General features: G+C 45.1%; 9 protein-coding genes and 1 other RNA gene. 7 read left to right on the top strand and 3 right to left on the bottom strand.

Going from position 1 to position 13,073, the window contains the following annotated elements; translation table 11 throughout:
• Nucleotides 1-31: 31 nt before the first annotated feature.
• Nucleotides 32-265 carry a FeoA family protein gene (locus KQI32_RS04955; protein WP_177690508.1) on the bottom strand — a complete coding sequence of 78 codons (234 nt, stop codon included), beginning with the start codon at nt 263-265 and terminating at the stop codon, nt 32-34.
• Nucleotides 266-366: 101 nt separating this feature from the next.
• Here KQI32_RS04955 and KQI32_RS04950 point away from each other — a divergent pair, with 101 nt between their 5' ends.
• Nucleotides 367-801, top strand: a complete 435-nt coding sequence (locus tag KQI32_RS04950) for a metal-dependent transcriptional regulator (protein WP_216424197.1) — start codon at nt 367-369, stop codon at nt 799-801.
• 263 nt (nt 802-1,064) lie between these two features.
• Here KQI32_RS04950 and KQI32_RS04945 read toward each other — a convergent pair whose 3' ends face one another.
• Complete coding sequence (locus KQI32_RS04945) at nt 1,065-4,121, bottom strand: GLUG motif-containing protein (protein ID WP_216424196.1); 3,057 nt, start codon at nt 4,119-4,121, stop codon at nt 1,065-1,067.
• A 313-nt stretch (nt 4,122-4,434) separates the two neighbouring features.
• Nucleotides 4,435-5,493, bottom strand: a complete 1,059-nt coding sequence (locus tag KQI32_RS04940; protein WP_177691396.1) for an ATPase — start codon at nt 5,491-5,493, stop codon at nt 4,435-4,437.
• A gap of 262 nt (nt 5,494-5,755) precedes the next feature.
• Here KQI32_RS04940 and KQI32_RS04935 point away from each other — a divergent pair, with 262 nt between their 5' ends.
• From KQI32_RS04935 to KQI32_RS04910, 6 genes are all read left to right on the top strand, one after another.
• Nucleotides 5,756-7,537 carry a Na/Pi cotransporter family protein gene (locus KQI32_RS04935; protein ID WP_177691395.1) on the top strand — a complete coding sequence of 594 codons (1,782 nt, stop codon included), beginning with the start codon at nt 5,756-5,758 and terminating at the stop codon, nt 7,535-7,537.
• A gap of 40 nt (nt 7,538-7,577) precedes the next feature.
• Complete coding sequence (gene trxA, locus KQI32_RS04930) at nt 7,578-7,907, top strand: thioredoxin (protein ID WP_216424195.1); 330 nt, start codon at nt 7,578-7,580, stop codon at nt 7,905-7,907.
• Between the two features lie 266 nt (nt 7,908-8,173).
• Nucleotides 8,174-8,626: an SsrA-binding protein SmpB gene (gene smpB / locus KQI32_RS04925; RefSeq protein WP_216424194.1), complete on the top strand. Its 453-nt coding sequence runs from the start codon at nt 8,174-8,176 to the stop codon at nt 8,624-8,626.
• Nucleotides 8,627-8,718: 92 nt separating this feature from the next.
• Nucleotides 8,719-9,064, top strand: a transfer-messenger RNA (tmRNA) gene (gene ssrA / locus KQI32_RS04920).
• A 344-nt stretch (nt 9,065-9,408) separates the two neighbouring features.
• Nucleotides 9,409-10,281 (top strand): NAD-dependent epimerase/dehydratase family protein, encoded by an 873-nt coding sequence (locus KQI32_RS04915; RefSeq protein WP_216424193.1) that lies wholly within the window; start codon nt 9,409-9,411, stop codon nt 10,279-10,281.
• Nucleotides 10,282-10,396: 115 nt separating this feature from the next.
• Complete coding sequence (locus KQI32_RS04910; protein WP_216424192.1) at nt 10,397-13,006, top strand: copper amine oxidase N-terminal domain-containing protein; 2,610 nt, start codon at nt 10,397-10,399, stop codon at nt 13,004-13,006.
• The last annotated feature ends 67 nt before the right edge of the window (nt 13,007-13,073 follow it).

Here is a 13,073-nt window from a genome sequence, read left to right as displayed (position 1 = left end):
TGAAAAACACCTTGCTTTTTTTGTTCTTTCTTCAGCAGCACTCTACTAAAATCTGAGAAGAATCCTCGCTGCGCAGGGCAATTACAGCTCCCCGAATCAGATAGGCGACAGGATCTCCGCCTGGACTTCTTTTCAGGCATTCGATATCGGTGCCTTCAATCAGGCCGATATCCAGCATTCTGCGGCGCATTGCACCTGTGGACAGCAGTTGGCTTACCTTTGCTGTTTCTCCCTCCGATATATTGTTTAATGTTGATTGATACATAATTGTTAACTCCTCAAAATAAGTATGAATAGAGGAAAATTTGTTTCCCACTCCTAACTTATGCAGAGGAAACAGATTTGTTCCCGGAGGGAGGAAAAAGAATGGCAAATGAGGAGTTTCGCACATTAAAGGGTTATCAGATGAAAAAAATAGACTCCTTAACGGAATCTATGGAAGATTATCTGGAGATGATAACAAGAACAAACCAGAGCGGGAATCCGGTGCGGATGAATCAGCTGGCAGCCCAGCTGAATGTAAGGCCCTCATCCGCCTCCAAGATGGTGGCCAAGCTAAAAGAAGCCGGATTGGTTCAATTCGAAAAATATGGAAGCATCACCTTGACAAGACAAGGAATGGAAACAGGACAGTATCTTTTATGGCGGCATGAGACCTTGAACCGCTTTTTCTGCCTTTTGAATCACTCTGACAATGAGCTTAAGCAGGTGGAGTTGATTGAACATTTTCTGAGCAGCACCTCTCTTGAAAACATGGAAAAATTAATCCCCTTCCTGCAGATCATGGAAGGGGATGAGTGATATGTTGATGACAGATTGTATTAGGGAGTGACAGTATATACCTTTCCATAGGTTGTGCGAAGAACCTCATCCGTTCCCTTGTAAACGACATAAGAGCTGACAATATACTCTGTTTCCATGCATCTGTCACTGTACAAAAGTACAGGTTAAGGGAAAATGAACAGAAAAATCCCCCCTGATGTAGGCTAACAACTACATCAAGAGGGATTTTGTATATATCGTGCGCTTTTCCTGGTTCTGTTTTTTAGAGAAAAGGGGTTCTATTACCGTATGACGGGATTCACAATCCCATAGTTTGTATAAGAAATACCGTTTTTGTCTTGATATACAACATAAGGGCAAGCATAAATTGTTTTCTGGCTTAGGAGGTCACCCATCAATTTGACCCCATACTGTCCATTCTCACTGAGAACGGTTTTTGCCGCCAGCCTTTTCCATTCATCCTTGTTTTCCGTATTGGTATCGGAATAGGCAATTCCGTATTCGATAATCGTGTAACCTTGGTATTGGATGGTTCCAAAGGTAATGCTTTGCGTTTTATCTTCAGAAACAAATACCGGCGTTGCATTTGCAGTCAGATCCGGAGCGATTGCAGGAATTTCCGAAAAGGTAGCGCTGATTTCAGAATCCGCTGTGATTGGGTAGGAAATCTCGTTCTGATTGATCTGCTCTACGGTATTCCAAAGAATTTTGTCAATCTGATATCCCTCGTCTGCCGTGATGTTTCCCGCAAAGGTCTCGCCGCCCTTAACATAGCTCAAGCCTGCAGGGGAAACGGAGCCGTTCCCGCCAGCTGTGAAGATTACACTGAAAATTTTCTGAGAAACCAGCTGCGGATTTCCATTGATTTGCGGGAACTGATAGCCTTCCACGCCGCCGGCCGCATTCATGGCAAAGGCATCGCCCAGGCTGACCCCCGCAAGATTTTCCCGGTTTTTGGGCGTGGTTCCGTCTTTGCCGTCATCATGTGCTTCTTCTGCACTCAGATAATAGCAGTTGGAGAAGAGAAATTTCGATGCATCCGTGCCAATCTCTTCCGCTCCGCAAATCGGATTTGTGGTAAAGCTGGAATTGATTTTTCCGATATTGTAGCAGTTGTTTACTGTTGATCCACCGGCACTTGCTCCGGTGGCGAGACCCACGATGCCGGCTGAATTTTTGCTTCCGGAAATGGTTCCGGTATTATAACAGCTCTCTATGGTCTTATAATGATATCTGCCCAATGCAGTAATACCGGCGGCAACCCACACTGCAGAAACGTCGCCGCTGTTATAAGAGTTGGTAATGTCACCGTAATTTGTACATACAAGCCCTCCGGCAGCGCCGCTGACAGCTGTCACTTTTCCGAGATTCGCTGAATTTGTAAGGGAAATTTGCAGGGTACCGGTAATTCCGCCCACGCCTCCGACGCTTCCGGTTACAGTACCTTTATTGATCAAACCGGAGCATAGGACGGCGGAATCATTTTTATCATACAGTCTGCCGATGAAACCTCCGATTTCATTTCCAGAACCTGTTACAGAAGCTTCATTGACAATATTCTGTAAGGCCGCTTTCGCTGTCATGCTGTAGGCATACCCTGCCAGAGCTCCGACTTTTGCGTTTCCGGTGACAGAACCGGCAAGCTTGATGTCACGGATGATAACATCGCCTGTGATTTTGCTGAACAGACCAACATAGTCCTCACCGCCGCGCTCAATCGCCATGGAGATCGCAGCAGGAGCGCTTCCGTCTTTTCCGGTTAGGCTCCCTGAAAATTCAAAGGGAACATAAGAGGAGGAAAGCGTGATATCATTCTGCAATTCATAACAGGCGGAGGGCACCCTGCGGATTTTATCAAATTCCTCGTCATTATAGATTCGATAAGGATCGAACGCCGTTCCCGCGCCCTGACCGAATGGAACGATCATGCTGTCATAAGGGTAAGGGTTTCCCTGGATTGTGGGGAAGGGATACAGTTCATTGACAATCGCCCCGTCCCAAACCGTGGTATCAAAGCCCAGAGCACTGATGTCGGCAAATTCTGTCTTTGTTTTGGCAGAAGGAATTTCAAAGTCAGACGGCAAAGTGAGTTCACCGTCGTTGACGGTTTTTCCGGTATCTCTGTCTTTCCAGAAATAATTGTTTTTCCGCACGGAGCTTGCGGTATATCCGCCTGCCTGAGACAATGCATAAAAGTTATAGCTTTCAGTTACTGAGGTATCAACGCCCCCTACATTATAGCAGCTTTCATAAACAATGTTATAAGAATTTGAAGAATGTGCACTTTTTCCTGCAATGCCTCCCAGATAAGCCCCTGTCCCTGCTGCGGTGACAGGACCTGCATTAAAGCTGTTTCGGATAGTGCCACGGTTCCAGCCTGCAATACCGCCTCCATATTTTGCATCTCCTGCTGTAACCGTTCCGGTGTTGAAACTGGTCTCTACCGTATAATATAACGCGCCGCTCACGCCTCCCACATTATCAGCACCGGTAACTGCTGCATTATTCTGGGAGAGCTTAACTGCACCGCCGTTCTGATAACCGGAAATTCCGCCGACATTATTAGCCGTGCTGGAAACCGCTGCATTGTTGATACATTTTTCTATATTCCCGGTTGCAATTCCGGCAATTCCGGCGACATTATTACCGCCTTTTCCAACCACCAAACCATTGTTCGTACAGCTTATTATACTGTCCGTCATTGAATTTCCAGAAATTCCGGCTATATTGCCGTTGCTTCCGGTAATTGTACCAGTATTTATACAGTTTGTAATGGTTGCTTTTGAGCTTTTTCCAACCAACCCGCCCACGTTGTTAACCCCGGTGACGGAAGCGCGGTTGACGCAGTTTTCAAGCGTTCCGCTGCTCATTGAGCCTGCAAGCCCTCCGGCAGTTGTATTTGCATTGCCGGTTTTGGTGGCTGTAATACTGCCTTCAACCACAATATTTTTAATGGTAGCATTGTTTAAATTGCCGAAAAGTCCAACGTAAGATTCATTTGAAGATATCGAGACCGTGATTATAATATCTTTTGGCTGGCCTGTTTCGTCCATTCCGAGAAGCTTCCCTTTAAATGCTGCATTTGAAGTGCTTGCCCCAATAGGTTTATAATCAGAGGGCAAGGCAATATTCTGTGTAATCCACAATTCCACTGTTTGATAGGGAGAATTGCTGGTATCTGTGTTGATAGAGCTGGCAATTTCCACAAATTCTTCTGCCGAAGTGATCACATAGTGGCCGTCGATCAATTCGGGCGCAGCAGATACCGAGAAGGTGAACCCGGTCAATCCCGTTATCACAATGCAAAGGGTTAGGAAGATGCTGAATCCTTTTTTCATATGTTTCTCTCCTTTTCTAACTATTTTATATACATAAAAGTAAGTGCCAACAGAGATACATCTAATTTTTATACAGTTATATTGTATCATAAAGCATTTTTATGTCTATATCCAAAACGCCACAAATCCAGAATGAAAATTAGAGAAACTGCATATTTTTTTGAAAATTATGCAAAACAGTTGAAAAATAGTGCAAATGATTTCTGTCTTTGTAAAACGAGATGGTGAAACAGAAAAAGCCGTATCGCAATAAAAATTTACAATACGGCATTTATCAATATGAACTTTTCAGAAGCTTACGCTTTTCATACTTTCATTTGTTTGCGAGAATTTCTTCCTTGACGGTATCTTTTAATAGATTAATCTGTTCAAAGTCAATGTTAGGCACATAGCACTGTTCCAATTCATCATGCAATGCTTTTGCCTCGCGAATGACAGAGACAGACTTTTGAATCAAAGTATCCATCCATTCCATGTTATAACGGATTTCCGCTTTATCCGGTTCGGCATAACAGGTGGCAAGATCGATGACGTTTCCCCCTTCATAGGGATGATATTGATTGGAGGTGACAATCGAAACCCCCAGCTCTTTTATGATCAGATGATCGATCTTTTGATCCGGATCCATTGGACAATAGAAGGTTTCGATGGAGAAATCCCGTTTGAGCGCTTCGTTACGGATACTTTCCAGCAGTTTTGGCGCACAGTCCCCGGCATGACTTTTTATTTGATAGACGATAGGTGTTTGAATGGTCTCTTTCAGATAATTTACAAGTCCGCCGGGTGTGACTGCCGACAGAAACATTTTACGCTCTTTTTCCTCTTTTCCTTTTTTGTCGGCAAATATTTCGCGGTTCAGATTGGAGGAAATCGCCTTTAAGTTGGTATGAAGAAATGCATTCTGATACATATTATTGATGTCCAGGTAAATTTCTTTCGCACTCCTCAGATAGCGGTAAGCACGGCTGAATTTTTGTCCGATCGCCTTATTCAGAGAAAGGATGGTATCTTTCTGTTCTTTCAGTTTTGGCATGTTGAAGAAATCTCCGAAATGGAGAATGATATCGCTGGCTCCGGGATTTTTGGGATCGACAATGTGCGGGGCGGTGCCGTCCACTAAAAGGGTGCGGTACTGCTTGATCAGAATGCCGTCCAGAGAATGATTGTCCGAGGAGCAGTGGAGGAATTCCACATCACAGCCCATCTCAAGAAACTCCTTGCCCAGCGTTTTGAAAAAGGTGGATTTTCCGGCACCAGGGCCCCCTTTGACACAGTAAATCATATTGGCATCTTTTTGTGGAAGGATCTGATCATAATAACTGAAAAAGCCTTGGGTTGTGTTTCCTCCTGGAAATAAATCTGTTTTTTGCATAGCGGTCACCTCATTTTTAATAGCATAGGAAATTACAGTAATCCATGTTTTTTCATCGATTAGGAGTGAACTCTCACGCTGTTCTATCACGAAGGAAATTTCATTGAAAAAATGATTTCGTAAAAAGATACGATATATTATATTGTAGGCTTTGACGAATTATGTATTTTATTTTCGTTAAATTTTGATAAAAATTAATCTTGGAAATGCCTTTGCAAAAGATACTTTCTATGTTATGATATTTCGGAAAGGGGTGCGGTATATGATTGAATGGCTGACGATTGCAGTCGGTGTTCTCGGGGGACTCTGTCTGTTCCTTTATGGTATGAAAGGTATGGGTGAGGGGCTTGAAAAGGTTGCTGGGACAAAGATGCAGCAGATTATTGAGTCTCTCACGGGAAATATAGTAAAAGGGATTTTAGTAGGTGCCGTTGTCACCGCTATCATCCAGTCTTCCTCTGCTACCACGGTTATGGTGGTTGGTTTTGTAAGCGCCGGGATCATGACCTTAAAACAGGCCGTGGGCGTTATTATGGGAGCAAATATTGGTACAACGGCGACTTCATTTATTTTAAGCGCCGGCGATATCAGCGGTTCTGGTTTGATGAGTCTGTTAAAGCCGGATTTTTTAATGTATGTTCTTGTGATTGTAGGTATTCTTTTAATCATGGGCGCAAAACGTGAACGAAGCAAGGATATTGGTGAGATTATTTTTGGGCTGGGCATTCTGTTTATCGGAATGGATATTATGTCTGCTGTGATGGGCTCTATTGACGACGTCTATTTTCAAAAGGCGTTTACCATGTTTTCCTCCAATCCGTTTTTTGGTGTGCTGATTGGGGCGGCGGTTACCGCTTTGATTCAGTCTTCCTCCGCTTCTATCGGTATTTTGCTTGCGGTGAGCGCTACGGGGGCAGTCACCTTTGCCGGAGCGGCGCCCATCATTTTGGGGCAGAATATCGGCACCTGTGTGACGGCGCTTTTGTCCAGTGTCGGTTCTTCGAAAGAGGCGAAGAAAGCGGCTCTTGTCCATCTGTATTTCAACGTGATTGGGACAATTGTTTTCCTGATTTTATTATATAGTATTCACACGTTAGCACCTCATGTTTTTCCCTTCTGGAACAGTACGATGGGAAGACTGGATATCGCAGTTTTCCATTTGTTCTTCAACGTTCTGTGTACCTTGCTCTTCCTGCCGTTTAACAAGGTTCTTGTAAGACTGGTGGAGTTTACCGTCAGCAGGGACAAGCAGGTGCAAAAAGAGACCGAGCTTACCAATCGTCTGGACGACCGGTTTTTATACTCTCCGTCGGTGGCGCTTTCCCAGTGTAAATCGGTTATGACAGATATGTTTCGGCTTTCCACTGCCAATGTGAGAAAGGGTGCGGAAACCCTGTTCAACAAAAAGGATAAGGAAATTCAGGGTGTCTATGAAAACGAGACCAAGGTGGATGATCTGGAGGGAAGTGTTTCCCGGTATCTTCTGAAGATTACGGACAAGGATCTGACGGAGAAGGAGGCAAAGATTGCCGCGGGGTACATTCATATTCTTACAGATATCGAGCGGATGTCCGACCATGCGAAGAATCTGGCCGAGTATGCCCAGGAGATGATTGACCGCCGGGTTGATTTCACAGACAAAGCATATATTGAGCTTCGCAATATGCTGGAGGCGACCTTTGAGATCATGGAGTTAACGGTGCAGGCCTTTATTGATAATGATAAGGATGCCATCAAGAAAATCCAGCCTTATGAGGATGTGATCGATCTGTTTACCGAAACTTTGAAAATCAAGCACATCAACCGTCTGACCAAACAGAAATGCAGCGCGGACTCCGGAATTATCTTTGTCGAAGTTACCAGCAATATTGAACGGATCGCAGATCACTGCTCCAACGTGGCGGTTTCGGTTTACCAGCTGAATTCTTCCGATCTGGAGTTTGATCCCCATGAATATGTACATGATTTAAAGCATAATAAAGTAGAAGGCTATGATACTTATTTTAAAGAATTTCAGGATAAGTATTATACGCCGGTTATGTAAATACAAACGTTGGGTATACTAAAGAAAAGGAGTGAAAGAAATGGCAAGTGAAAAAGCAACCATTTTAACAAACGAGACCTTTGATGAGGTTATCGGAAACAGTGATATTCCATGCCTGGTGGATTTTTGGGCGGAATGGTGCGGTCCCTGCAGAATGCTCGGTCCGGTGATTGACGAGCTGGCGGAGGACTATGACGGAGAAGTGAAGGTTTGCAAAGTAAATATCGATGAACAGTCTGAATTGGCTATGCGTTTTAAAGTGATGACGATCCCCACTGTCCTTCTTTTCAAGAACGGTGAAGTGGTAGACAAATCGGTGGGCGCTGTACCAAAGTCCAATTTTGTCACTATGATTGGCAAGTATCTTTAATCTATGATTAAGCTTTGATAAAGATAGCGTTTCGCAGCTGTTTGAAAAAGCAGTTGCGAAATTTTTATTCCTGGGTTATAATAAAGACACGCCGTAAGCGGAAGACAAGCTTCCGACGGCTGAGTCTTTATTGAAACGCAATATTCCGGCGACGAATACCGCCTACATTGTTGTGTTATAATAATCCACGCCGTGAGCGGAAGGCGAGCTTCCAATGAAGAATCTTCTTTAAAGCACTGTGTGAATGAGAAAGAGAGGTGCTGAATATGATAAAATCAATTGCAAAAAACAAAAAAGCCTGGCATGAATTCTTCATTGAAGAGGAATTCGAGGCGGGGCTTGAGCTTTTCGGCACTGAGGTAAAATCCATTCGTTTGGGCGGCGTGAACCTGAAGGATTCCTATGTGGACATCGACAGCGGGCAGGCCTATATCGTTGGCATGCACATCAGTCCTTATGAGAAGGGCAATATCTTCAATAAGGATCCTCTGCGGGTGCGCAGACTTCTTCTCAACAAAAAAGAAATTAACAAACTCATCGGCAAGGTGCAGGAAAAGGGCTTGACCATTATTCCCCTGGAAATTTATTTTAAGGGCAGATGGGCAAAGTTGAAGATTGCTTTGGCACGCGGTAAAAAGCTTTATGACAAGCGGGATGACGCGGCCGAGCGCAGTGCAAGACGCCATATGGAACGCGCCTTGAAGGAAAGAAATCTTTGATGTTTTTTCCACAAATATGCACTTTACAAAAAGGATAGGGCATGTTATCCTATTTTAAGCATTGGGAGGTTTCTCATCTCAATCTATAATATGGGGGCGTACCGGTTTCGACGGGGGTCCTGAAGCATGATAAGCGGGTAGCGGTGAGGGCCGCTATAAAACCTCAAACTTTAAAATTAAACGCTAATAATAACGAATTAGTAGCTGCCTAACTTAGGCGGTCGTCCTCCCTTTGAATACCACGGCTTAGGACAGGGCGTCAATTAGTGGTGAACGTGCGTATGGTAAGCTTTGCCCATACCATGAACAATGAAGCTACTGAACCTGCCAGCTTGCCTGTGAGCTTGCAGGGAAGGGAAATTTGATCATAGGCTGCACCCGGAGAAAGTTGTGTGGACGGTTTTTCGGACAGGAGTTCGACTCTCCTCGCCTCCACCATTCAGACACCCTACAACGTCTAGGAGTATAAGCGTTATAGGGTGTTTGTTTTTTGTGAAATACTGCACGAAATACCGCACAATCATTTTTAAAGAATTTTTTAAAATATTTTATCTGCTTCCGATGCAGTATATTCCGCCTCTCCGGCAATCTCGTGAGAGTACACACCATATGTGTCCATATCTTTGCCCCTATCAGAGATTTTAATAATCTCTCCGGATGATACATAACTTTTATATTTGTTATATAAAAATGATATCTCCAGCGAGATTTTAAATTTATAATAAAGATTGCATATTGCCAGGGGACGAGCCTCTCAAACGAAACGGGAAAGGCAGGTTAAAATGAAAATATTAATTTTGGGCGGCACCCGCTTTTTTGGCAAGAATTTGGCGGAGAAGCTCGTGGAAAAGAGATATCAGGTAACCATCGCCACAAGGGGAAGCACCCCCGATTCATTCGGACATCGGCTCAGGCGGATTCGGGTGGAGCGCAACGATTCGGAAAGTATGAAACAAGCGTTCTCCAACCAGATTTTTGATATCGTGTATGACAATCTGGCATACTGCTCCAATGCTGTAAAATATGCGCTGGATACGGTAAGAACAGACTACTATGTCATGACATCATCCGCTTCGGTTTACAATCCACCGAATCCAGGAGTCATGGAAGAAGATTTTTCAGCCGAGGCGTATCCCTTCGTTTGGTGTGACAGGGACAGCGGTGCCTATGCGGAGGGTAAGCGAATGGCAGAGGCCGCTCTGGCACAGAATTATGCACAGGCAAAACAATGTGCCGTGCGTTTTCCGGTGGTGCTGGGAAAGGACGATTACACCGAACGGCTGCGTTTCTATGTATCCCATACGGTTCGCCAAATTCCGATGCAAATTGACAATCCGGCAGCTAAGCTGTGCTTTATTTCTTCTGCGGAAGCGGCAGAGTTTCTCGCGGGATTGGCGGAGAAGAAAATTTTTGGCGCTGTCAATGCATGTTCTGTGGGAGAAATTTCACTCCAAGAGATTGTGCGTTATGTGGGAAACAAAACGGGCCGAAAGGCCATTCTTTCTGAAAAAGGGGAACCAGCGCCTTATAATGGAACGCCGGAATACTGGCTGAATACCGAAAAGGCACAAAGTGCCGGCTTTTCTTTTTCCCATTTAAATGATTGGATTTTTGAATTGCTGGACAGCTATATTCAAGAGGAAATGGAAAAGTGACAAGTGTAAAATACATACAATTTGCTTTTCAAGGAGAACTGTGATACAATATTTACAATAATATAGAGAAATTGGCGGATTTCAAAACACTACATGAAACAGGAGGATTTGCTCTATGACACGAAAGATTTGTTCTGTGATTTTGATGCTCGCCATGCTGGCGGCCAGCTGGATTCCATCGGTCGCAGAAGGGCAGGAACCCATTCCGATTCAATTCCGGAAAGCTGGAGGCGGACAGTTTCTTTACTGCAATAACCCAGAGTTTGTCAAGGCCGGTGATCTGTCCACCGATGAAAATCCTCAGGCGACCTATCTGATGAAAAATGAGGGACTAAAACCGGGCAGTTATTCGGTGTTTTTCTGCTTTTACAACTGGACGGATTTCGATGTGGAGCCGGATATCGAATTTTTTTCAAAAAACGGTGCCCGGATAACGGTTCAGTCGGCGGGATATTATCTGCCTTATGGCTATGAATATTGGGATTGCATTGGCACCTGGTCGGATCTGATGAACATCAAAATCCGCACCTTGAATGAATATGCCCAGTATGTACCCTATCAAGGGGAAACCGTCCTGCCCAAAACGATTCAGCTGCAGGGGGACAGGGATTGGGTCAGCCGCTGTATTTACAACTATACGCCGATTCGGCCTCGCTCCACATTCAATATGCTGGTCAATTTTACGATAGACAGCGGGGAGGCGGATGTGAATTTCACAGCCCTGAAGAATTACGGACAGGTGGGGGACCGCAGCCACCATAACCCCAATGCGGCGCCGGGCAAATATTTTAACGATACCTCTATCAAGGGGATAGAGACGGAAACCCTGCCGATGGTGGAGGCGGATTTGAACGTGATAATTGATGAAAATACGGTAAACGGCGAGGCTCTTCCCGTGAAGATTTTCAATCAGTATTACAACGACGGGAATGTGATGCCTCACTGGATGACCAATATCAACCCGAACAGGGACGGCTATCTGTACAGTAAGTATGTGGCGGCCGGTTCCGACATGCTGGAGTTTACTTATCAGGATGACAGTAAGCTCGCCTATTACGGTGCGAATGTGCCGGAGGAACAGCGGGATAATATTTGGCGGTTTGACATCTATCATAAAAATACCCAGGCGTATCAGGCCGGATTTCCCGGAAAGGCGGAGGATCATGTACCGAATGCCTTTACTTCGAAAACCCTCGACATCAACAATCTTCCTGACAATGAGTGGGAATTCAATCTGGGCAATTTCGGCGTTACCAACCGCTATTATGTGAATATTGAGAACAGGGATACCAAGCCCAGAGTGCTCAATTACCTGCTGGAAACCTCTCTTTCCAGCAATATCATCATTGTGCGGGATGAGGATGGAACGATGCTGAATCCCTACACGCTGAAACCGGAGGATCCTTTTGCCCTCTGCAAGGGAATCAACTCGCAGAAAATAGAAGAATGCATGTTCAGTGCAACGGTTCCCGCGGGCGGAAGGAAAACCTATATTCTGGATGTGATTCTGCCTACTAACTGCTACGGCGGAATGGTCAATGCCCTGAAAGTGGACGATCACGCCTATCTCACGGAAAAAAAGGCTTTGGATTTTCCAGTATATCAGGAATTATACCAAAACGCAGACGTCTTTTATAATGGCGCTGAATTTATGAAATGGGACGCCGGACAGTTGTATCGTGAAACGGAAAGCGGAGAGTGGCAAGCCGTCTTTCTGCCGGAGAGCGCTGAAAAAATATTCGGTTCCAGAACCAGGGAGTTTCGCATTGTCAGACTGCCCGACGGCTATGCCGCCCGTTTTTCCGGATGGGATGATCTGGGATTGAACGTGGCGCACAAGGAAGTGGAAAACAGAGTTTATTTCTTTGACGAAAACTTCCATCACGTTGGCACAAAAACATTTCCGGACTATATCTATGACATGTGCTATACAAACGGAGCGCTCTATCTGACCTCCGATAAGACTTACTGTTCCGGCAATTTGATTGACTACAAACCTGTTGACACCTTTCCGGTGACGGCGGGTGATACCGTTGTGTTCCGGAAGCCGGATGGTTTTTATCGTGTACGGCCGGGAGAACCGGAATGTAAAATTAAATTTGAGGGCGGGACGCCCCACGAACTGTTTACCAACGGGGATATTTTTTATTACAGAAAGTCCTGGAAAGCTTATTATACCGACTTGACCACACAGAATATTCTTTCCGTCTCATCCGACGGCGTCAACTGGACGGATTATACCATTTCTCCGAACTTTTATGAGCTTGCGCGTGTCAGCAGTGTGGGCGGCGAGATACAGGCAGATTGCAAGTATGGCCTTTTCCGGTTTCCAAAGCCGGAAGAGACAGAGTGGGTATTGGTGAAATTGGACGGGGAGTATCTCTCCTTTGAGGTTCCCGCCAAAACCGTCAGCGACAGAACAATGGTTCCCCTGCGTTTCTTCTTCGAGAGACTGGGGGCAAAGGTCAACTGGGATGACGATACCCAGACCGCCACGGTGGAGCTGAACAAAAAGAACATTTCTTTTCAGATTGGCAATCCGTCGGCCGAGGTGAACGGACAGGAAGCCACGATGGATGTGCCAGCTATGCTGGAAAACGACAAAACCCTGATTCCTCTCCGCTTTTTATCGGAAAATCTGGGTTACCAGGTGGAGTGGGAAGAGACGGCAAAAACAGCGGTGGTTTCATCTGTGAAACAGGTGGATTCCATAGAAAAACCATGAAGTTCTAAGGACGAAATCTGCAACTTTGCTGCGGCAATCCTCCGCTTACAGAGTGGGGAATACTGCC

Origin of the sequence: Acetivibrio sp. MSJd-27, assembly GCF_018918095.1 — a bacterium.
Taxonomy (GTDB): domain Bacteria; phylum Bacillota; class Clostridia; order UMGS1840; family HGM11507; genus HGM11507.
This window is presented reverse-complemented; position numbering and strand designations above follow the sequence as displayed.

Excerpts from the sequence above, each read along its gene's own strand:
- KQI32_RS04950 (WP_216424197.1), top strand. The coding sequence starts at position 367 with ATGGCAAATGAGGAGTTTCGCACATTAAAGGGTTATCAGATGAAAAAA.
- smpB (WP_216424194.1), top strand. The coding sequence starts at position 8,174 with ATGATAAAATCAATTGCAAAAAACAAAAAAGCCTGGCATGAATTCTTC.
- KQI32_RS04910 (WP_216424192.1), top strand. The coding sequence starts at position 10,397 with ATGACACGAAAGATTTGTTCTGTGATTTTGATGCTCGCCATGCTGGCG.
- KQI32_RS04955 (WP_177690508.1), bottom strand. The coding sequence starts at position 265 with ATGTATCAATCAACATTAAACAATATATCGGAGGGAGAAACAGCAAAG.
- KQI32_RS04940 (WP_177691396.1), bottom strand. The coding sequence starts at position 5,493 with ATGCAAAAAACAGATTTATTTCCAGGAGGAAACACAACCCAAGGCTTT.
- KQI32_RS04945 (WP_216424196.1), bottom strand. The coding sequence starts at position 4,121 with ATGAAAAAAGGATTCAGCATCTTCCTAACCCTTTGCATTGTGATAACG.
- KQI32_RS04915 (WP_216424193.1), top strand. The coding sequence starts at position 9,409 with ATGAAAATATTAATTTTGGGCGGCACCCGCTTTTTTGGCAAGAATTTG.
- trxA (WP_216424195.1), top strand. The coding sequence starts at position 7,578 with ATGGCAAGTGAAAAAGCAACCATTTTAACAAACGAGACCTTTGATGAG.
- KQI32_RS04935 (WP_177691395.1), top strand. The coding sequence starts at position 5,756 with ATGATTGAATGGCTGACGATTGCAGTCGGTGTTCTCGGGGGACTCTGT.